Consider the following 19,397-nt stretch of genomic DNA (forward strand, 5'->3'; position numbering starts at 1 on the left):
GTGGCGCATGATTTTGGACAAAGAGCCTTGCTTTCGAAAATCCTCGCCGATAACTTTGCGGCGAACACTCGGGAGAGGGGAAGGCACATCATGGCGCGCGAGAACTATCGCGAGGACGTCGCCGGCCGCGCGAACGTCGAGGACACGCCCGAACTGCTGGCCTATTACGACGAGCTCGAGAGGCTCGAGGCGGGCGCGCTCTGGACCGTGGCGAACAAGATCGAGCCTTGGCAGCCCGCCTCGGCTTCCAAGCCCGTCCTCTGGCGCTACCGCGACCTGCGCGAGCATGTGCTGCGCTCGGTCGATCTGGTCACGCCCGAGAAGGCGGGCCGCCGGGTGATCTATCTCAACAACCCGGGCCGGCAGGAGGTCTCGGCGGCGGTCGGCTGGCTCTATTCCGGCCTGCAGGTCATGCAACCGGGCGAGGTCGCCTCGGCCCATGCCCATTCCGCCTCGGCGCTGCGCTTCATCATGGAAGGCGCAGGCGCCTACACGATCGTCGATGGCCACAAGATGACGCTCGGCGCCAACGACTTCGTGCTGACCCCGAACGGCACCTGGCACGAGCATGGCGTTTCCGAGGACGGCGAGCCCTGCATCTGGCAGGACGGCCTCGACATCCCGCTGATGAACGCCCTCGAGGCGAACTTCTATGTCGTCCACCCCGAGTTGCAGCAGGCGGTGGGGCATCCGGTGAACTCGATGCCCGCGGCCTGGGGCAATCCCGGCCTGCTGCCGGCCGGCGAGACCTGGACCAAGCCCTACTCGCCGCTGCTGAAGTATGAGTGGACCCGCACCTACGACGCGCTGACGCGCTATTCGGAGGTCACGGACGGCTCGGATTTCGACGGCGTGATGATGAACTACATCAACCCCGTGAGCGGCGGGCCGGTGATGCAGACCATCGGCGCCTCGATGCAGATGCTGCGGCCGGGCGAGAAGACCCGCGCGCATCGCCATACCGGCAGCTTCCTCTACCAGTGCGCCAAGGGCCGGGGCTATTCGATCATCAACGGCAAACGCTTCGACTGGCAGGAGCGCGACATCTTCTGCGTCCCCTCATGGGCCTGGCACGAGCATGCCAACGCCTCGGACAGCGAGGATGCGTGCCTGTTCGCCTTCAACGACATGCCGGTGATGAACGCCCTCGGCCTCTATCGCGAGGAAGCCTTCGGCGAGAACGGCGGCCAGCAACCCATCCTGACCTGAAGGAAGCGACATGCGCCTTGTGACCTACCGCAGCGGCATCGAGGCCGCGGCACGCCTCGGGGTGGTCGAGAATGACCTCGTGATCGACGTCGAGCTGCTCGGCGAGGCTGCGGGTGTGGCCATGCCCGACTCGATGCTGGACCTGATCGACCTCGGGCCGACCGCGCTCGACACCCTGCGCGAGCTGCTGGAGGAGAGCCGCGGCCGCCTCGTGCCGGGGGTGGCGCTGCCGCTCGTGGACGTGAAGCTGCTGGCGCCGATCCCCCGGCCGCGGAAGAACATCTTCGGCATCGGCCTGAACTATGTCGAGCATATCGCGGAATCCGCGCGCACCCTCGACACCTCGAAGGACCTGCCGAAGCAGCCGATCATCTTCACCAAGCCGCCGACCACCGTCATCGGCCCCGGCGAGGCGATCGAGCATAACGCGAAGATCACCCAGCAGCTCGACTGGGAGGTGGAACTGGCCGTCATCATCGGCCGCACCGCGCGGCGCATCGACGAGGCCGACGCGCTCTCGCATGTCTTCGGCTACAGCGTGATGATCGACGTGAGCGCGCGCGACAACCGCCGCGCCGGCCAGTGGGTCTATTCCAAGGGCATGGACACCTACGCCCCCTTCGGCCCCTGCATCGTGACCGCCGACGAGATCCCCGACCCGCAGGCGCTCGACCTGTGGCTGACCGTGAACGGCGAGGAGAAGCAGCGCTCGAACACCCGGCACATGCTCTTCAACGTGGCGCATCTGGTGGCGGATATCAGCGCCGGGATCACGCTCGAGCCCGGCGACATCATCGCCAGCGGCACGCCGGACGGCGTCGGCGCGGGGCGCGAGCCGCAGGAATGGCTCTGGCCCGGCGACGTGGTCGTCGCCTGCGTCGAGGGGATCGGCACCATTCGCCACCCCGTCGTGGCCGTCTGAGGGGAGGCCCCCATGAAGCCCTGGAAAGCCGCCGTCGCCCAGCTCGCCTCGGTCCCCGACGATCCCGCCGCCTCGGCCCGCAAGGCCGCCGACGCGATCCGCAAGGCGGGTGCCGAGGGCGCGAGCCTGATCGTCTTCCCCGAGGCCTTCATCGGCGGCTATCCCAAGGGCGCCTCCTTCGGCGCACCCATCGGCATGCGCCGCCCTGAGGGCCGCGAGGCCTTCCGCCGCTACCACGAGGCCGCCATCGACCTCGGCGGCGAGGAGGTGGCGATCCTCGCGGAAGCCACCGCCGCCACCGGCATCTTCGCCGTCATGGGCGTGATCGAGCGCGACGGCGGCACCCTCTACTGCACCGTCCTCTATCTCGACGGCGCGAAGGGGCTGATCGGCAAGCACCGCAAGCTGATGCCCACCGCGGGCGAGCGGCTGATCTGGGGTTTCGGCGACGGCTCGACCATGCCGGTCTTCGAGACGCCGCTCGGCCGGGTAGGCGCGGTGATCTGCTGGGAGAACTACATGCCCATGCTGCGGATGCACATGTATTCGCAGGGCGTCGGCATCTACTGCGCGCCCACCGCCGACGACCGCGACACCTGGCTGCCGACGATGCAGCACATCGCCCTCGAAGGCCGCTGCTTCGTGCTGACCGCCTGCCAGCACATCACCCGCGGCGCCTATTCGGCCGAGCACGAATCGGCCCTCGGCGACGAGGGCGGGACGGTGATGATGCGCGGCGGCAGCGCCATCGTGGACCCGCTGGGCCGGGTGCTGGCCGGGCCGGATTTCTCGGGCGAGACGATCCTCTATGCCGAGATCGACCCCGACCAGATCCTGCGCGGCAAGTTCGACTTCGACGTGGCCGGCCACTACTCGCGCCCCGACGTGTTCCGCCTGACGGTGGACGACCGGCCGAAGGCGCCGGTGGCGGTGCTCTCGGCTGCGGACCCCTGACATGCTCTTCGACCTGGAGACGCTGACGGCGCAGGAGGCCTACAAGGTGCTGTCCGCCTTGATCGTGCCGCGTCCGATCGCCTGGATCACCAGCCTGTCGCCCGAGGGCGTCCGCAACGCGGCGCCCTACAGCTTCTTCAACATGATGGGGCCGAACCCGCCCACCGTCGCCATCGGCCTGATGCCCGCCGAGGGGCGGCTGAAGGACAGCGCCCGCAACATCCTCGAGACGGCCGAGTTCGTCGTGAACCTCGTGGACGAGGCGAACGCCGCGGCCATGAACGAAACCTGCATCGACGCGCCGCCCGACGTGGACGAGTTGGCCCTCGCCGGGCTGGAGACAGCCGAGTCGCGCTCCGTCCTCCCGCCCCGGATCGCCAGTGCGCCAGTGTCGCTGGAATGCCGGATGCTGACCTCGCTGGTGACGGGGCCGTTGCAGACCATCGTGATCGGACGCGTCCTCTGCGCGCATATCGCGGACCGCTACGTGCTGGACGCCGGGCGCTGCTACATCGACACCGTGGGACTCAGCCTGATCGGGCGGATGCACGGCAGCGGCGGCTATGTCCGCAGCACCGACCGCTTCCAGATGGAGCGCCCGACCTGGGCGGCGCGGCAGGAGGCAACAGGATGACGCTGGCCGAAAGCACTTATCACAGCCTGCGCGACGACATCCTGCGCGGCCGCCTGCTGCCCGACCAGCCGCTGCGGCTGGAGTTCCTGAAATCCCGCTACGGCACCAGCTTCTCGCCGCTTCGCGAGGCGCTGAACCGGTTGCAGGCCGAGCGTCTCGTGGTGAACGGGCCGGGCCGCGGCTTCGTCGTCTCGCCGGTCTCGCCGGCCGAGCTCTGGGACGCGATGGAGGTGCGCATCCTGATCGAGGCCGAGGCGCTGCGCCGCGCCATCGCCCGCGGCGACGACGCCTGGGAGGCGGAGGTGGTGGCCACCTTCCACGCGCTCGACCTCCTGTCGCGGCGGCTCGACGGGGCCGAGGCGGCGGCCGACGCGGACCTTGCGGAGCTGGAGGCCCGGCACCGTGACTTCCACCTCGCGCTGCTCCGCGCCTGCGGCTCGCCGCGGCTGCTCGACCTCTTCCACCAGCTCCACGCCGAGACGCAGCGCTACCGCCTGCTGACCTTCACGCCGGCCCGCGGCAGGACCCGCCGCGACGTGTCGAGGGAGCATCGCGAGATCATGCACGCCACGCTGGATCGGCGCGAGGACGAGGCCGTGGAGTTGCTGACCGCCCATTACCGCCGCACGGCAGAGGCGATCCACCCGCTCGAAGCCTAGGCCAGCGCCGAGGCGGCGCCGTGCTGATCCCACTGGCTGTCGGGCACGATCACCAGCTTGCCGAGGAAATCCGCGCCGCGGTCGGCAAACCGCGCCTCGGCCTCGCGCAACTGCGAAAGTCGCATTGTCCCGGCGAGGATCGGCCGGAGGCGTCCCTCGCGAATCCAGCCGACGAGCCGCCCTGCCTCCGCGCGCGTGCCATGCGAGACGCCGAAGATCTGGACCTGGTTGAGATAGATCAGCGCCCAGGGGATGCGCGTCACCGCGCCAGCCGAGGCTCCGGCGATGGAGAGTCGCGGGGGCGTTCGGCGCGCGCGCAGGTCGCGGCACATGAGCTCGATCAGCCGCGGCGTCATCTCGCCGCCGACGAGGTCCATGACTGCGTCGACCCCCGCGCTGCCGGCCGCATCGGGCCAGTCCGACCGCGAGCGGTCGATCACCGAAGCGGCACCGAGGCCCAGCAGGCCCGCCTCCTTGCCGGGGCTGGCAAGGGCGTGGGGCACCGCGCCCAGCACCCGGCAGAGCTGGATCAGCGCCGCGCCGACCCCGCCGCTTGCGCCGGTGACCAGCACATGCTCGCCCTCCGCGACCCCGGCCGAGGTCAGCATGTGCAGCGCCGTCTGCCACGAGCACATGCCGAGCGTCGCCAGTTCGGCATCGGTCAGCGCGCCCGCGACGGCGTGGAACTGGTCGGACGGGAACACCCCGTATTCCGCAAAGCCTCCGTCCGCCCCGTGACCGTAGTAGTCCGGCGCGAGGTTCAGGTCGGGCTGCGCGTCGGGGTAGATGTTGAAGTCCAGCAGCCCCCGCTCGCCGATCCGGGCGGCGTCCACGCCCTCGCCCACGGCGGCGACGCGGCCGACCACGTCCGCCCCCTGGATGCGCGGAAAGCGCAGCGTGTCGCCCGCCATTGCGAAGGACGCCACCGCCGCGTCATCGCGCGTGGAATAGAGCCCCTCGCGCACCTTGCGGTCGGTGTTGTTCTTCGCGGTGGCGGTGATGCGGACCAGCACCTCGCCCGGTCCCGGCCTCGGCACCGGCCAGTCGCTGCGGATATCCAGCATCTCGGGGCCGCCATGCCCGGTCAGCACGGCGGCCTGCATCGTGGCGGGGAGGTCAGCCACAGACTTCCCGCACCGCTTCGGCCGTCGCGCCGACGATGGTGTCGGCCTCGGCCCGCGTGAGGCAGAGCGGCGGCGCGAAGCCGAGGATATCGCCCTGCGGCATCGCCCGCGCGATCACGCCCCGGCGCAGCATCGCCGCGGCGACCTTGGCCCCGGTGCCCTCGGAGCTGTCGAAGAACACGCGGCCGTCGCGGTCCTTCACCAGTTCGACCGCGCAGAGCATCCCCTCCCCGCGGATGTCCCCGACATTCGGGTGGTCGCCAAAGGCCGCCCGCATCTGCTGGTTCAGATAGGCGCCCACGGTCCCGGCGTTCTCCACCAGACCAAGCGAGTCGATCAGCTTCAGGTTCGCCACCCCCGCCGCCGCGCCGATCGGATGCGCCGAATAGGTCCAGCCATGCCCCAGCACCCCATTTTCGTCCGTGCCCTGCATCAGCACGTCCCACATCCGTTGCCCCACGATGCTGCCCGAGAGCGGCGCATAGGCCGAGGTCAGGCCCTTGGCGCAGGTGATGAGGTCGGGCCGCATCCCGTAGTGGTCCGAGCCGAACATGGACCCGAGGCGACCGAAGCCAGTCACCACCTCATCCGCGATCAGCAGGATGTCGTGGCGGTCCAGCACCGCCTGGATCGCCTGCCAGTAGCCCTCGGGCGGCGGCACGATGCCGCCGGTGCCCAGGACCGGCTCGCCGATGAAGGCAGCGATGGTATCGGCGCCCTCCTGCGCGATCAGTTTTTCGAGCGCGTCCGCGCAATAGGCCACGAACTCCGCCTCGGACATCGAGAGGTCAGGGCGACGGTAGTAGTAGGGCGCCTCGGTGTGGATCACCTGCGCGAGCGGCAGGTCGAACTTCCTGTGGAACAGCTCGAGCCCGGTCAGCGAGCCCGTCATCAGGCCCGAGCCATGATAGCCTCGCCAGCGGCTGATTATCTTCTTCTTCTGCGGCAGCCCGCGGATGTTGTTGTAATACCAGACCAGCTTGATGTTGGTCTCGTTCGCGTCAGACCCCGACAGCCCGAAATAGACCCGCGCCATCCCCTCGGGGGCGCGGTCCATCACCATCTTGGCAAGCGTGATCGACGCCTCGGAGCCGTGCCCGGCATAGGCATGGTAATAGGCCAGCTCGCGCGCCTGCTCGGCGATGGCCTCCGCGATCTCGGACCGGCCATAACCCACGTTGACGCAATAGAGCCCCGCGAAGCCGTCCAGCAGCCGGTTGCCGTCGCGGTCCGTGATGTGACAGCCCTCGCCGCCGGTCACGATCCGCTGCGCCCCCTCGCCGCGCGCGAATTGCGCGAGGTGGGTCGAGGGGTGGAAGAAGCTCTCGCGGTCCCAGCGGGCGAGTTCGTCATTCGTCAGCATCAGATGTTCCTCATTCCGACCAGTCGCGGCAGATGTATTTGATATCGGTGAAGGCTTCGAGCCCGTGGCGCGAGCCCTCGCGGCCAAGGCCCGACTGCTTCATGCCACCGAAGGGGATCGGCGGCCCTGTGACCTTGGTGCGGTTGACCGCGACCATGCCGAAGTCGAGCGACCGCGACAGCCGGTAGATGCGGCGCGGGTCCTGGCTGTGGAGATAGGCGACGAGGCCGTATTCGGTGGCGTTGGCGAGCCGCACGGCGTCGTCCTCGGTGTCGAAAGGGGCGATGGCGGCGACGGGGCCGAAGGTTTCCTCGCGGAAGATCAGCGCATCGGTGGGCACATCGGCCAGCACGGTCGGCTGAAAGAACAGCGGCCCCTGCGGGTCGCGCTCGCCCCCGGTCAGCAGCTTCGCACCGCGAGCGATCGCATCGCGCACATGCTCCTCCTGCTTGGCGACGGCGCTCTCGTTCATCAGCGGGCCGAGGTCGCGGTCCTCCATGCCGGGGCCGAGGGTCAGCGCCTTCACCGCTTCGGTGAACCGCGCGCAGAAGGCGTCATAGACCGGGCGCTCGATCAGGAAGCGGTTGGCGCCGAGGCAATCCTGCCCGGTGGTGGCGAACTTGGCCTTGATCGCCTCCGCCACGGCGAGATCGAGGTCGGCCTCGGCGAAGACGATGAAGGGCGCGTGCCCGCCAAGCTCCAGCACGAGGCGCTTCACGGTGTCGGCCGACTGGCGGTAGAGGAGCCGGCCGACCTGCGTCGAGCCGGTGAAGGAGAGCGCGCGGACACGGGCGTCGGCGGTCCAGGCGCCGACGATCTCGGGCGCGTCGCCGGTGACGACGTTGAAGACGCCCGGCGGGAGACCGGCCCGGTTGGCCAGTTCCGCGAGCGCGAGGGCCGAGAGCGGGGTCTCGGCGGAAGGATGGCAGACGCAGGTGCAGCCCGCGGCAATGGCGGCGGCGGCCTTGCGGGCCAGCATGGCGGAGGGGAAGTTCCACGGCGTGATCAGCGCCGCGACGCCCACCGGCTCGCGCCACAGCTCCATCTCGGCGGTTGCGAGGTGCGAGGTCACGCCCTCGATGTTCGGACGCTTGGCCTCCTCGGCGTAGAACTCGACGAAGCTCGCCGCATAGTCGATCTCGCCCCGCGCTTCGGAGAGCGGCTTGCCCTGCTCGGCCACCATGATGCGGGCGAGGTCCTCGCGGTGCTCCACGATCAACTCGAACCAGCGGCGCAGCAGCGCGGCCTTGTCGCCCGGCAGCGCCCAGGCCCAGTCGTCGAAGGCGCGGTGCGCGGCATCGACGGCGGCACTCGCGGCGGCGGCGTCGAGCCGCGCGACCTGCGCCACCACGTCGCCGGTCGCGGGGTCGGTCACGGCGAAGCGGCCCGCGCCCTCGACCCATGCGCCATCCACCCAGGCGTCGCGCCGCAGCAGCGCCCCGTCCCGCAACCCGAGCGTCATACGAGGCTCTCCACTTCGCGCGGCCCCGGCCCTTCCATGTCCTCCGCCCCGCCAACCTCGACCGCGACCACGGCCACGCAGTCGCCGGGCTTGACGATCCCCGGCACATGCCGTGCGCAGAGAATGCCCGAGCGGCCCGCGGGCAGGACCGTCGGCGGCACCCCGGTGCGGCCCGTGGGCCAGAGGCAGGCGATCGGCTCGCCCTTGCGCACCTTGTCGCCAAGGTCGGCCTTGAACTCGACCAGCCCGCCATCCTCGGCGAAGACGAAACAATCGGAGTCGGGCATGTCGAGCCAGCGGGTTTTCGCCGGCGGAACCTCCCCCGGCAGGATGCCCGACGCGACCAGCACGTTCCGCAGCCCCTCCCGCGCGATCCGCGTGGTGCGGGCGGTGGCGGTACCGCCGCCGCCGAGTTCGGTCGTGACGAATACCTTCCCCATCTCCTCGGCGGCGGTGTCATACATGCCGATGGCGTCGATCTCGAGCATCCGCACGGACCACGGCGCGCCGAAGGCCTCGACCAGCTCGAAGGCGCGGGCCTCCTGCGCGCGGGTCTCGGGATTGTCCCCCGGCAGGATATGCGCCGCGCACCAGGGCAGGAAATCCAGCGTCTTGCCGCCCGAGTGGAAGTCCAGCACCACGTCGGCCATCGGCAGCAGCACCCGCTGGAAGTAGTCCGCGATCTTTTCCGTGACGGTGCCGCCCGGATGCCCCGGAAAGCTGCGGTTGAGGTTGCCGCGGTCGATGGGCGAGGTCCGCGTGCCCGCCGCGAAGGCGGGCTGGTTCATCGCGGGCACGATGATGACGCGGCCGCGGATGTCCTCGGGCTTCAGGCTCGCCGCGAGGTCGAAGAGCGCCAGCGGCCCCTCGTATTCGTCGCCGTGGTTGGCCCCGGTCAGGAGCGCGGTCGGCCCCTCGCCGTTGCGGATCACGGTGACGGGGATCACCACCGACCCCCAGGCCGAGTCGTCGCGGCTGTAGGGCAGGCGCAGAAAACCGTGCTGGATGCCGTCGCGGTCGAAATCCACCGTGGCGAGGACCGGCGAGGGGCGCAGTTCGGGGGCGTGGACGAGCATCGCCTCAGTCCTTCACGAAGAGCTGGCGCGGGACGTTGGCCAGCAGTTCCGGCGCGCCCTCGGTGATGACCAGCGACTCGGTGATCTCCAGCCCCATCTCCTCGGACCAGAGGCCGGTCATGAAGTGGAAGGTCATGCCCGGCTGCATCACGGTCCGGTCGCCGGGACGCAGCGACATGGTGCGCTCGCCCCAGTCGGGCGGGTAGCTGACGCCGATGCCGTATCCGGTGCGGCCGTCCTTCACGATGCCGTATTTCTTCAGCACGTCGAAGAAGGCGCCCGCGAACTGCTCGCAGGTGTTGCCCGCGCGGGCGGCCTCGAGGCCCGCCTCCATCCCCTCCAGCACCGCCTTCTCGCCCTCGATGAAGACCTTGGGCGGCTTGCCCAGGAACACTGTGCGCGAGAGCGGGCAGTGGTAGCGGTTGTGGCAGCCGGCGATCTCGAAGAACGTCCCCTCGCCCGCGCGCAGGGGCTTGTCGTCCCAGGTCAGATGCGCCGCCGCCGCCTCGCGCCCCGAAGGCAGGAGCGGCACGATGGCCGGGTAGTCGCCGCCGAACTCCTCGGTGCCGCGGATGCCCGCGTCATAGATCTCCGCCACGAGGTCGTTCTTCCGCATCCCCGGCTCGATCACCTCGACGATCCGGCGGTGCATCTCGGTCACGATCGCGCCGGCCTTGCGCATGTAGTCCAGTTCGGTCGGCGACTTGACCGCCCGCTGCCAGTTCACGAGGGCGGTGGTGTCGGAGAACCTCGCGTCGGGCAGGCCCGCCTGCAAGGCCGCGAAGGCGCGGGCGGTGAACCAGTAGTTGTCCATCTCGACGCCGATGCGCCGGGCACCCCAGCCCTTGTCCTTCAGGATCGAGGACAGCAGGTCCATCGGGTGCTTGGCCGTGTTCTGCACGTAGTCGTCGGGGTAGCCGATGATGCTGGCTTCGGCGATGTAGGCCGTGAAGCGCGCGCCCACGGCATCCATCGCGCGGCCGAAGAAGATCGGCTCGCCGTCCGGCGGGACCACCACGCATTGATGGACGTAGAAGGACCAGCCGTCATAGCCGGTCAGCCAGTTCATGTTGCTGGGATCGGTGACGATCAGCAGATCGACGCCTTTCGCCTCCATCGCGCGACGGGTCTTGTCGAGGCGCTGCGCGTATTCCTCGCGGGTGAACTTCAGGGGGATGTCTGGCATGATGGTCCCAAATCAGACGGTGAAACGTTGCCCTGCCCCCGCCGCCTTGGCGCGGGAGAGCGCGAGCGCGGCGATGGCGGTGTCCTGGATGCCGGTGCCGGTGAGGTCGGCGATGGTGATGGCCTGCGCGTCAGGCCGGCCGGGGGCGAGGCCGGCGACGATCTGGCCGAGTTCGGGAAAATCGGCGTCGGCCGCGATCAGGCCCGCGGTGATGGCGTGGTGCAATTCGCCGAGACGGCGGGTCTGCGCGAGGCGGTCGGCAACGTAGGTCGCCCGGGCGAGCAGCGCCGGCGCCAGTTCGTTCTTGTGCTCGGCGTCCGAGCCCATCGCGGTGAGGTGGGTGCCGGGCGCGACGTCGGAGAGGATCGGCGTGGTCGCGGGGGTGGTGGTCAGGACGACGTCAGCGCCGCGCGCGGCCTCCATCGCGGTGGCCGAGACGGTAACGGTAACGCCCCGCGCCTCGCCCATCTCCGCGGCGAAGCACCGCGCCTGATCGGGGTCGCGCGCCCAGACGCGGACCTCGTGGATGCGCCGCACCAGCTTCAGCGCGAGAAGCTGCATCCGCGCCTGCATCCCCGCGCCCAGCACCGCCGCCACCCGCGCCTCCTCGCGCGCCAGATGCCGCGCGGCGACCGCGCCCGCGGCGGCGGTCCGCACATCCGTCAGGTAGCCGTTGTCGAGCAGCAGCGCCTCGACCAGCCCGGTGCGCGCCGACAGCACCACCATCATGCCGTTGGTCGAGGGCAGGCCGAGGCCTGGATTGCCAAAGAAGCCGGGGCTGATCTTGATGGCGAAGTGGTCGAGGCCGGGGATATACGCCGTCTTCACGTCCACCTCGCCGCGATGCTCGGGAATGTCGAGGCGCAGGACCTCTGGCATGGCGACGGGCTTCGTCGCGAGCGCGGCGAAGGCGGATTCGATGCAGTTGATGGCATCGAGGTCGAGCGGCACGAGGACGCGAAGGTCGGCCTCGGTCAGGATGGTGACGGGCGGTCTCATGCGACGGCCTCCGCCCCAGCCATGATGCGGGCATGGAGGTCGAGGGCGATGTTGCCGCCGGAGAGGAGGGCGACGGTCGGGCCATCCGCGCGGACCTTCCCCGCAAGCAACGCGGCGATGCCGACGGCGGCCGCGCCCTCGACGGTATGGCCTTGGCGGCCAAGGTGGCGGATGCCCGCGGCGATCTCGGCCTCGGTCAGCAGCACCGTGCCATCGAGCAGCGCACGGCAGAGCGGGAAGGTGACGCGGTTCTGCAGCCCGATGCCGCCGCCGAGGGAATCGGCGAGGCTCGGGAGTTCCTCGACCTCGACCGGCCGGCCTGCCGCCAGGCTCGCATGCATCGCCGCCCCGCGTTCCATCGTGACGCCGATTACCCGCGCCTGCGGTCGCAGCGCCTTGACAGCGACGGCGATGCCCCCGGCCAACCCGCCGCCAGAGAGCGGCACCAGGACGGACGCGACCTCCGGGCAGTCCTCGACGATCTCCAGCCCCAGCGTCCCTTGCCCCGCCACCACCGCCGGGTCATCGAAGGGCGGAACCTCGGTCATGCCCTCCTCGGCCACCGCACGGGCGACCTCGAGCATCGCATCATCCTGACTGGCACCCACGATACGGACCTCCGCCCCAAGATCGCGGATCGCGGCGACCTTGTTCTGCGGGACCAGCCGCGACAGGCAGACCACCGCCCGCACCGCCAACTCCCGCGCCGCATGCGCCACCGCGCGGCCGTGATTGCCGGTCGAAGCCGTCACGACGCCGCGCGCCAGCCGTTCGGGCGGCAGCGTGAGCAGCGCGTTGGTTGCGCCGCGCAGCTTGAAGGCGCCGGTGGCCTGCCGGTATTCGCATTTCAGCAGCACCGGATGGCCGAGCCGCGCCGTGAGCGCCTCGTCGCGGACCATCGGCGTTCGGCGTACGCGGCCCGCGATCCGGTCGCGGGCGGCCTCGATGTCGGAAAGTGTTACCGGCAGCGCGCTCACGGCATCCCCAAGGTCATCAGTCGCCCCGGCGCTGCCGCCCCCGCGTCGCCGCAGGCACGCAGGACGGCCCAGGCGGTGGCGTAATTGGCCGAGACCGCGGGGATGCCGGTCGCCGCCTCGATGCGGTCGATCACGCCCGCGGCGCGGACGGCGGTGCAGGCGAAGAACAGCGCCTCGCTGCCGGGGATCACGGCCGCGCGGGCGGCCTCCACGATGCTGTCCCGCGAAATCCGCGCCATCGCGCGGTCGTCGGTCAGGCCGAGGCAGGTCACGCCGGCCAACTCGAACCCGCCGGCCTCGAAGCATGCGGCCATCGGCCGGGTCGTCTCAGCCGTATAGGGCGTCACCAGCGTGATCCGCCGCGCGCCGAGCGCCTTGAGCGCGGCGAAGCCCGCGGAGATGGGCGTGATCGCCTCCGCCCCCGGCTTGCCGGCGCGGATCGCCTCGCGCACCGCCTCGTCGCCGATCACCACCGAGGCCGAGGTGCAGCTATAGACGACCGCATCCAGCGGCTCGTCGGGCAGGATCAAGGCCGCCGCCGCGGTGACGTCGGGCGCCATGGCGGCCAGCGTCGCGGGCGTCACCGGATTGGCGAAGGGGATGCGGGTCGCGTAGATGCCGATGCCGCGGGGGCTGAGGATGCGGTGGAAGTCGGGCTCGGTCGTGTGGTCGGTGGCGAGCGCCACCAGCCCGACGCGGTGCGGCTGAGGCCGGTCGTCGAGGACCACGCTCATCGGTGCCCTCCCCCGAAGCGCCGCTCGAGCCAGCGCAGGCCGAAGACGGACATGATGCTGATGACGAGGAAGATGACGCCGACCAGCGTCATCGGCTCGATGTAGCGGTAGGTCGAGTTCGCAACCGACCGCGCCTGTCCCATCATCTCGATCACCGTGATCGCGGACAGCAGCGGCGTCTCCTTGAACATCGCCAGCAGGTAGTTCGCCATCGCCGGGATCATCGGCGGGAGCGCCTGCGGCAGGATCACATGCACCCAGGCTTGACGCGTGGTCAGGTTGGTGGCTTTCGCGGCCTCCCACTGCCCGCGCGAGACAGCCTCGATGCCGCCGCGATAGACCTCGGAGGCGTAGGTCGCGTAGTGCAGGCCCATGCCGAGGACGCCTGCCGCGAGCGGGGAGAGGCGGATGCCGATCTCGGGCAGCACGTAGAAGATGAAGTAGAGCTGCACCAGCAGCGGCGTGCCGCGGATGAACTCGACCACGAAGCCGGTCGGGCGCGAGATCCAGTGGTTGGGCGAGCGGCGCAGGATCGCGAAGACCAGCCCCAGCACCGCCGCCACGCCGGCGCCGAGGACCGTGGCGATCAGCGTGACCCTCAGCCCCGACAGCAGCAGCGGCAGGACCCGGCCGGCGAACTCCCAGTCCCACTCCATCAGCGCACCCCGTCGAGGCCGCGGGTCACGCGCCGCTCGAGCGCGCGGACCCCGGTGGAGATGACCGAGGACATCAGGAAGTAAAGGAGCAGGATCGTCAGGAACGGGATCAGCGTGCTGCCGGTCTGCGAGCGGACCACCTGCGCCTGGAAGGTCATGTCCGAGAGCGAGATCAGCGACACGATCGCGGTGGCCTTCAGCAGTTCGATCGCGTTGTTGCCGAAGGTCGGCAGCATCAGCGGCAGCGCCTGCGGCAGGATGACGTGGCGCATCCGCTGGAAGCGGGTGAGGTTCAGCGCCACCGTCGCCTCGAACTGCTCGCGCGGCACGGCGAGGATCGCGCCGCGCACGACCTCGGCCGCATAGGCCCCGACATTGAGGCCGAGCGCGGTGACGCCCGCCTGCATCGGCGTCAGCGAAAGGCCGGCGAAGGGCAGCACGAAGTAGATCCAGAACAGCTGGACGAAAATCGAGGTGCCGCGGAAGAACTCGATATAGGCGGTTGCCAGCCAGCGAACCGGCGCATGGCGCGAGAGCCGCCCGAGGCCCGCGGGAAACGCCACCAGCAGGGCCAGGATGGAGCCCATCACGGTCAGCTTGACCGTGACCCAGGCCCCTTGGACGATGAGCGTGAGATATCCGGGCCAGTCGCCCATGCGGCAGCCTGCCTTGCGAGGTTCAGGGATCGGCCGCGGGGACGCGTGCCCCCGCGGCCGATGGCATCACTGCGCGGCGCAGAGCTGCTCGCGCGTGGTGGATTTCGCGGCGTCGGCCGAAAAGCCGTAGGGCTCGATGATCTGGGCGAACTCGCCCGATTCCTTCATCGCTGCCAGCTCGACGTCGAAGGCATCGCGCAGCGCGGTGTCGTTCTTGTTGAAGGCGGCGCCGTCGCAATAGACCGGTGCGCCGACCACCGGCGCGAAGACCTCGAGGCTGTCATCGCCCGACTTCGACAGCAAGTCGTTCAGCGACAGGACCGGCAGCGAATAGGCGTCGATCCGGCCCTGTTGCAGCATGGTCAGCCCCGACTGCGGGTCCGGCACCACGATCACGCGGTCGCGCGGCACGCCGGCGTCCAGCGCCAGCCGCTCCTCGGTGCCGCCGCCGGGCGCCCCGATGCGGGCGTCGGGCTGGTTGGCGAAGTCCTCGTAGGACCGGAAGCCCTTGGGGTTGCCCGCGGGGACCAGCAGCGCCTCGGCGTCGCAGAGGATCGGCTCGGAATAGGCCACCGCGTCGCACCGCTCCTTCTTCATGAAGAGGCCCGCGGTGATGACGTCGACGCGGCCCGCCTGCAGGCTGGGGATCATGGCGCCGTATTCGGCGATCGAGGCTTCCAGGTCCGGGATGCCGAGCTTCTCGAACACCGCGCGGGCCACGTCGGGCGCCGCGCCGGACACGGTGCCGTCCGAGCCCACCGCCGTGTAGGGCGGCTCGTTGCCGATCGCGATCCGCACGAAGCCCTGCTCGCGCAGGTCGTCCAGCTTCTCGGCAAGCGCCGGCAAGGGAGCCGCGAGCAGCAGCGCGGCAATCAGGGTCGTTCTCATCGTTTTCTCCGCTGTTGGACTGGCCGTTTGTTGCATCAGACGCGGTGCCCCGCGGCGATAATCTTGCGCAGGAAGGTGCGGGTGCGCTCCTCCTCGGGGTTTCGGAAGATCTTGTCGGGCGGCCCCTGCTCGCAGATGCGGCCTTTGTCGAAGAAGAGCACGCGGTCCGCGAATTCGCTGGCAAAACCCATCTCATGCGTGACCAGCAGCATGGTCATGTCGGTCTCGGAAGCGAGCCGGCGCATGACCTGCAGCACCTCGTCCACCAGTTCCGGATCGAGCGCCGACGTCACCTCGTCGAAGAGCATGATATCCGGCTGCAGCGCCAGCGCGCGGGCGATCGCCACCCGCTGCTTCTGCCCGCCCGAGAGCTGCGCGGGCATGGCCTTTTCCTTGTCGGCCAGCCCCACCATCTCCAGCAACTCGCGCGCCCGCGCCGCGGCATCGGCCCGCCGCTCGCCCTTGGTCAGGATCGGCGCGAGGGTGATGTTGTCGAGCACGCTCTTGTGCGGAAACAGGTTGAAGTGCTGGAACACCATGCCGATGTGGCGGCGCATCCGGTGCAGATGCGCCTCGTCGGCGGGCACCTCGGCGCCGTTCTTCGCCATGTGGAACAGCGGCTCGCCCGCGACCTCGATCCGCCCGCCCGAGATCGTCTCGAGCGTCATGAGGATCCGCAAGATGGTGGTCTTGCCCGAGCCGGACGGCCCGATCAGCGCCAGCTTCTCGCCCCTCGCCACGTCGAAGGACAGGCCGTCGATGACGGTCAGCGTGCCGAACGACTTGCGCAGGTTGTCGATGCGGATGATCGGCTCGGCCAAGCACTGCCCCCTGTCAGATGCGCGCAGGCTTGCATCAGGACAAATGCCGGGCAACCGGAATCTTGGATCATGACAATCGGCGTCAGAACAGCGGCAGCAGCGCCTCGGCGGGCTCGGACCGCAGCATCTCGGCGACGACGCCGAGGCCGCGGCGCAGGTCCTCGGCCCGCGTCGCCCCGAGGGCGATGCGGACGGCAGGGCCGCTGCCCTCGCCGAGGCGGAAGGCCCGGCCCGAGGCGATGGCCACGCCGCGCAGGCGCGCCTGCGTCACGAACTCGTCCTCGCGGCGGCCGGGCGGCAGGTCGAGCCAGAGGTGCAGCGCCTGGGGGTGGCTGCGGAAAGGAACGCCAGCCAGCACCTCGGCGGCCAGCGCCTGCCGCCCGGCCAGCGCCGCCCGCTGCCAGCGGATCAGCTCGTCCACGGTGCCATCGGTGATCCAGTGGCTCAGCAGTTCGACCATGACCGGCGTGGCGACCCAGTTGGTCACCAGATGCCGGTTCGCCGCCGCCGCTGCGAACCGCTCAGGGACGGTGAGATAGGCCAGCCGCAAACCCGGCAGGGTCGATTTGGTGAAGCCGTTGATGTGAAACACCCGCTCGGGCGCGAGCGCCGCGAAGGGCGCGGGCCGGGGTGCGATCATCGCGTTCAGCATGTCGTTTTCGATGATGGCGAGGTCGTGGCGGCGGGCGACCTCGACGATCTCGGCCCGGCGCGCGGGCGGCATCAGGATCGCCAGCGGGTTGATCGCCGCCGGTTGCAGATAGACCGCCCGCACCGCCCCCCGCCGCGCTGCCTGGTCGAGGGCTTCGGGCAGCAGGCCCTCGCCGTCCATCGCCAGCCCCTCGAGGCTCACGCCCAGATACTGGCAGAGCGGCATCAGCAGGTGATGCGTCAGCGCCTCCGCCGCCAGCGTCCCGCCCGGCACCACCGCCGCCATCACCGCCGTCGTCACCGCCGAGGTCGCACCGTCGGTGATGACGATGCTGTCGGGCGAGGCCTCCACCCCGCCCCGCGCGAGCCAGTCGGCGGCGATCCGGCGATGCACGGGCATGATGGAACTCGGCCGGAAGGACAGCGCCGCCGGGGCCGCCATGTGGTCCGCGACCCAGTGCAGCCCGTCGCGCAGAAGCTGCAGGTGCATCGGCTCGCTGACGGGCTTGAGGATCGACAGATCGACGATCTCGCTCGGCCGCTCGGCGAGATAGGGCGGCGCGCTCTCGGCCGCAGGGGGCAGCACGAAGGAGCCGCGCCCCACCTCCCCCGAGATCAGCCCGCGCCGGATCAGCTCGCGATAGGCGCGCGAGACGGTCTGGACCGAAAGGCCGAGATCGTAGGCGAGGCTGCGATGCGGCGGCAGCCTGTCGCCCGGCCCCAAGCTGCCCGCGCGGATCGCGCGCACATACTGGTCGGCCAGCGACAGATAGGCCGGGCGGCCGAGCCTCGCGGGATCAGGCTTCCAGTGGCTCACGACAATGCGCCCGTGGTGAGGACAATCAGGACAAGGTGCATCGGCAGTACCGTTTGGCAAGGGGCGAGGGGCCGGCTTCGGATGCCGCCCGCTTGGTCGGGGTGCCCGAAGGGGGAGCTCCCGTAACCCGCCGGCGGTGGTCTGACTTCGTCAAGGCGTTGCGACCCGGCGCGTCGTGACCCTCATCTCGCACTGGCGAACTCATGCAGGAGCGCGACGCGCTCGCGGGGCGGCTGGCCCTGTCCGACGCGCCGGATCGGTGAGCGTACGCGGCGTGACGGGCCGGCTTGCGCCACCATCTCGCGGACCGCCACGGGACGGCCTGCCGCCTCCCGCACAAAGCGGTCGGTCGCGATGTGTCCGATCAGGACATGGGGCATGCTCCTCCAGTCGCCCGCGCGCGACGCGAGCAGCGTCCTCGGGCGGGAAGCGGGCGTCCGCGCCTGCGTCGTCATAGTGGCCCTCATGCGCCAGCGCTGGATGACCGGCGCGAAGGCCAGCGCGAGCGCGAGAAATCCGGGAAGTCGAAATCGAGTCGTCGTGTCACCACGAAGAAGAGCAGCGGAATTCGCGGCCGTCCGCCGCCACCAGCGTGGCGATGAACCGCGAGCGCTCTGGATGATCTGTTCAAGCGCCTTGACCGGGCGATCACGGCGGCGGGCTGTCTGCCGCGCGGCCAGATCCTCGTCGCGACGCGGTTGTCGCCCCCGCGGCAGCGCACACCAACGGCGAGAAGGCGCAGATCAAGGGAAGGCCGCACCGCCTTCGATGGCCGCTGGACGATCAGGTATCCAAGGCAACGGCCCGTCCGGATGGCACGAAGCCCGCCGACATCGCCGTCCCGGTCCATGGCTGCAAGTGGCCATCCATGTCGACCCGTCGGAGATCGCTGCGATCTGTGCACCCTAGCCTGAGGGGGAGGTTTTCAGCAGGGTCTTGTCAGGTCGTTGGCGGAAGCCCGCGTGCAACCGATGCGAGAACCCTCGAAATATGCCGCTACCATCTACCGTAAGGCTGACATTCGATCGCAATTCTGAAGCGATAGGGCCCTAGAGTCATTCACTCTCGAATAGTAAAATCGCCCTTCCGGGCGGCTTATTCTTCTCATGCGCGCACGTTTGGAGAGTGAGGACGAAATATGCCTTGCGAAAGGAAGATTCCGTCGTCCAACAAGCGTTTTTCCCGCGTGAGAACAATAATTTAGCCTGCTGAACGGAAACTCTTTAGCCGCGCGGACAAGTGTGCGACAAGCATTTTCTGGGCCATCGCAGGCATGATACACATTCTGAGCCTCAAACGCTGTGGCGGGTGCCTTTCAGATATTTTGAATCATGCTTGGATCTCGCGTGGCGTGCCGTTGTCGCGTGGGGTGACACCACCGCCAGTCACCAACCCGAACCGACCGAACCCGAGAATGACCTGATACTCCGCGCCATCCGTCAGAACCGCAACGTCGGGGCCAATTTCCGAGGCGAAAAGCGCTGACCTGCCCCCCCCGGCGTCCCTCGATCATGACGAGAGTCCTTGGACTTGGTATTGGTCGGTTTCGGGTTGGGCAAGCGCGCCGGGCGCGGAGCTCACGGATTGCTCAAGTGCCCGGCGCGCTTGT

The 19,397-nt window shown here is 69.6% G+C and carries 19 protein-coding genes; 5 read left to right on the plus strand and 14 right to left on the minus strand.

All coding sequences use genetic code 11. From position 1 onward, the window contains the following. The first annotated feature begins 90 nt into the window (after nucleotides 1-90). Genes GI374_RS09325 through GI374_RS09345 form a run of 5 tightly spaced genes read left to right on the plus strand, consistent with a single transcriptional unit; the run spans nucleotide 91 to nucleotide 4,378 of the window. Nucleotides 91-1,209, plus strand: a complete 1,119-nt coding sequence (locus GI374_RS09325; RefSeq protein ID WP_154336792.1) for a cupin domain-containing protein — start codon at nucleotides 91-93, stop codon at nucleotides 1,207-1,209. Between the two features lie 10 nt (nucleotides 1,210-1,219). Beyond that, nucleotides 1,220-2,131, plus strand: a complete 912-nt coding sequence (locus GI374_RS09330) for a fumarylacetoacetate hydrolase family protein (protein WP_154336793.1) — start codon at nucleotides 1,220-1,222, stop codon at nucleotides 2,129-2,131. 12 nt (nucleotides 2,132-2,143) lie between these two features. After that, entirely contained in the window at nucleotides 2,144-3,085 is a 942-nt protein-coding gene (locus GI374_RS09335; RefSeq protein ID WP_154336794.1) for a carbon-nitrogen hydrolase family protein, read from the plus strand. Nucleotide 3,086: 1 nt separating this feature from the next. After that, nucleotides 3,087-3,719: a flavin reductase family protein gene (locus tag GI374_RS09340; RefSeq protein WP_154336795.1), complete on the plus strand. Its 633-nt coding sequence runs from the start codon at nucleotides 3,087-3,089 to the stop codon at nucleotides 3,717-3,719. Next, the gene (locus tag GI374_RS09345) at nucleotides 3,716-4,378 is read left to right on the plus strand and encodes a GntR family transcriptional regulator (RefSeq protein ID WP_154336796.1); all 663 of its coding nucleotides are present in this window, start codon (nucleotides 3,716-3,718) and stop codon (nucleotides 4,376-4,378) included. Before GI374_RS09340 ends, GI374_RS09345 begins: the two co-directional genes overlap by 4 nt. Here the strand turns inward: GI374_RS09345 and GI374_RS09350 are convergent. From GI374_RS09350 to GI374_RS09415, 14 genes are all read right to left on the minus strand, one after another. Next, nucleotides 4,375-5,502 carry a zinc-binding dehydrogenase gene (locus GI374_RS09350; RefSeq protein ID WP_370515249.1) on the minus strand — a complete coding sequence of 376 codons (1,128 nt, stop codon included), beginning with the start codon at nucleotides 5,500-5,502 and terminating at the stop codon, nucleotides 4,375-4,377. The genes GI374_RS09345 and GI374_RS09350 overlap by 4 nt on opposite strands. After that, entirely contained in the window at nucleotides 5,495-6,865 is a 1,371-nt protein-coding gene (locus GI374_RS09355) for an aspartate aminotransferase family protein (RefSeq protein ID WP_154336797.1), read from the minus strand. Before GI374_RS09355 ends, GI374_RS09350 begins: the two co-directional genes overlap by 8 nt. A gap of 10 nt (nucleotides 6,866-6,875) precedes the next feature. Then, the gene (locus GI374_RS09360) at nucleotides 6,876-8,327 is read right to left on the minus strand and encodes an NAD-dependent succinate-semialdehyde dehydrogenase (protein ID WP_154336798.1); all 1,452 of its coding nucleotides are present in this window, start codon (nucleotides 8,325-8,327) and stop codon (nucleotides 6,876-6,878) included. Beyond that, entirely contained in the window at nucleotides 8,324-9,403 is a 1,080-nt protein-coding gene (gene doeB, locus GI374_RS09365) for a N(2)-acetyl-L-2,4-diaminobutanoate deacetylase DoeB (RefSeq protein ID WP_154336799.1), read from the minus strand. The genes GI374_RS09360 and doeB overlap by 4 nt, the downstream gene beginning before the upstream one ends. Before the next feature lie 4 nt (nucleotides 9,404-9,407). Beyond that, on the minus strand, nucleotides 9,408-10,589 hold the full coding sequence (gene doeA / locus GI374_RS09370; protein WP_154336800.1) for an ectoine hydrolase DoeA: 1,182 nt from the start codon (nucleotides 10,587-10,589) through the stop codon (nucleotides 9,408-9,410). A gap of 12 nt (nucleotides 10,590-10,601) precedes the next feature. After that, nucleotides 10,602-11,588, minus strand: a complete 987-nt coding sequence (locus tag GI374_RS09375) for a cyclodeaminase (protein WP_154336801.1) — start codon at nucleotides 11,586-11,588, stop codon at nucleotides 10,602-10,604. Beyond that, nucleotides 11,585-12,556, minus strand: coding sequence for a hydroxyectoine utilization dehydratase EutB (eutB, locus tag GI374_RS09380; protein ID WP_154336834.1), 972 nt, complete (start codon nucleotides 12,554-12,556; stop codon nucleotides 11,585-11,587). Before eutB ends, GI374_RS09375 begins: the two co-directional genes overlap by 4 nt. Before the next feature lie 5 nt (nucleotides 12,557-12,561). Next, nucleotides 12,562-13,299, minus strand: a complete 738-nt coding sequence (gene eutA / locus GI374_RS19180; protein ID WP_154336802.1) for an ectoine utilization protein EutA — start codon at nucleotides 13,297-13,299, stop codon at nucleotides 12,562-12,564. Continuing rightward, complete coding sequence (gene ehuD / locus GI374_RS09390) at nucleotides 13,296-13,955, minus strand: ectoine/hydroxyectoine ABC transporter permease subunit EhuD (RefSeq protein ID WP_154336803.1); 660 nt, start codon at nucleotides 13,953-13,955, stop codon at nucleotides 13,296-13,298. Before ehuD ends, eutA begins: the two co-directional genes overlap by 4 nt. Beyond that, nucleotides 13,955-14,611: an ectoine/hydroxyectoine ABC transporter permease subunit EhuC gene (gene ehuC, locus GI374_RS09395; protein WP_154336804.1), complete on the minus strand. Its 657-nt coding sequence runs from the start codon at nucleotides 14,609-14,611 to the stop codon at nucleotides 13,955-13,957. The genes ehuD and ehuC overlap by 1 nt, the downstream gene beginning before the upstream one ends. A gap of 66 nt (nucleotides 14,612-14,677) precedes the next feature. Then, nucleotides 14,678-15,499, minus strand: coding sequence for an ectoine/hydroxyectoine ABC transporter substrate-binding protein EhuB (ehuB, locus tag GI374_RS09400; RefSeq protein ID WP_154336805.1), 822 nt, complete (start codon nucleotides 15,497-15,499; stop codon nucleotides 14,678-14,680). Between the two features lie 35 nt (nucleotides 15,500-15,534). After that, the gene (ehuA, locus tag GI374_RS09405; protein ID WP_154336806.1) at nucleotides 15,535-16,320 is read right to left on the minus strand and encodes an ectoine/hydroxyectoine ABC transporter ATP-binding protein EhuA; all 786 of its coding nucleotides are present in this window, start codon (nucleotides 16,318-16,320) and stop codon (nucleotides 15,535-15,537) included. 82 nt (nucleotides 16,321-16,402) lie between these two features. Then, the gene (locus GI374_RS09410) at nucleotides 16,403-17,788 is read right to left on the minus strand and encodes a PLP-dependent aminotransferase family protein (protein WP_370515250.1); all 1,386 of its coding nucleotides are present in this window, start codon (nucleotides 17,786-17,788) and stop codon (nucleotides 16,403-16,405) included. 463 nt (nucleotides 17,789-18,251) lie between these two features. Next, entirely contained in the window at nucleotides 18,252-18,638 is a 387-nt protein-coding gene (locus GI374_RS09415; protein WP_154336808.1) for a hypothetical protein, read from the minus strand. Nucleotides 18,639-19,397 lie beyond the last annotated feature (759 nt).

The organism is Paracoccus sp. S-4012 (genome assembly GCF_009674885.1).
GTDB lineage: Bacteria > Pseudomonadota > Alphaproteobacteria > Rhodobacterales > Rhodobacteraceae > Paracoccus.

What these genes read in the sequence shown, in the direction of transcription:
- eutA (WP_154336802.1), bottom strand. Translation starts at nt 13,299, where the DNA reads ATGAGCGTGGTCCTCGACGACCGGCCTCAGCCGCACCGCGTCGGGCTG.
- GI374_RS09415 (WP_154336808.1), bottom strand. Translation starts at nt 18,638, where the DNA reads ATGGACCGGGACGGCGATGTCGGCGGGCTTCGTGCCATCCGGACGGGC.
- GI374_RS09330 (WP_154336793.1), top strand. Translation starts at nt 1,220, where the DNA reads ATGCGCCTTGTGACCTACCGCAGCGGCATCGAGGCCGCGGCACGCCTC.
- GI374_RS09375 (WP_154336801.1), bottom strand. Translation starts at nt 11,588, where the DNA reads ATGAGACCGCCCGTCACCATCCTGACCGAGGCCGACCTTCGCGTCCTC.
- GI374_RS09340 (WP_154336795.1), top strand. Translation starts at nt 3,087, where the DNA reads ATGCTCTTCGACCTGGAGACGCTGACGGCGCAGGAGGCCTACAAGGTG.
- ehuC (WP_154336804.1), bottom strand. Translation starts at nt 14,611, where the DNA reads ATGGGCGACTGGCCCGGATATCTCACGCTCATCGTCCAAGGGGCCTGG.
- GI374_RS09360 (WP_154336798.1), bottom strand. Translation starts at nt 8,327, where the DNA reads ATGACGCTCGGGTTGCGGGACGGGGCGCTGCTGCGGCGCGACGCCTGG.
- GI374_RS09345 (WP_154336796.1), top strand. Translation starts at nt 3,716, where the DNA reads ATGACGCTGGCCGAAAGCACTTATCACAGCCTGCGCGACGACATCCTG.
- ehuD (WP_154336803.1), bottom strand. Translation starts at nt 13,955, where the DNA reads ATGGAGTGGGACTGGGAGTTCGCCGGCCGGGTCCTGCCGCTGCTGCTG.
- doeB (WP_154336799.1), bottom strand. Translation starts at nt 9,403, where the DNA reads ATGCTCGTCCACGCCCCCGAACTGCGCCCCTCGCCGGTCCTCGCCACG.
- GI374_RS09335 (WP_154336794.1), top strand. Translation starts at nt 2,144, where the DNA reads ATGAAGCCCTGGAAAGCCGCCGTCGCCCAGCTCGCCTCGGTCCCCGAC.
- doeA (WP_154336800.1), bottom strand. Translation starts at nt 10,589, where the DNA reads ATGCCAGACATCCCCCTGAAGTTCACCCGCGAGGAATACGCGCAGCGC.
- GI374_RS09355 (WP_154336797.1), bottom strand. Translation starts at nt 6,865, where the DNA reads ATGCTGACGAATGACGAACTCGCCCGCTGGGACCGCGAGAGCTTCTTC.
- GI374_RS09325 (WP_154336792.1), top strand. Translation starts at nt 91, where the DNA reads ATGGCGCGCGAGAACTATCGCGAGGACGTCGCCGGCCGCGCGAACGTC.
- ehuB (WP_154336805.1), bottom strand. Translation starts at nt 15,499, where the DNA reads ATGAGAACGACCCTGATTGCCGCGCTGCTGCTCGCGGCTCCCTTGCCG.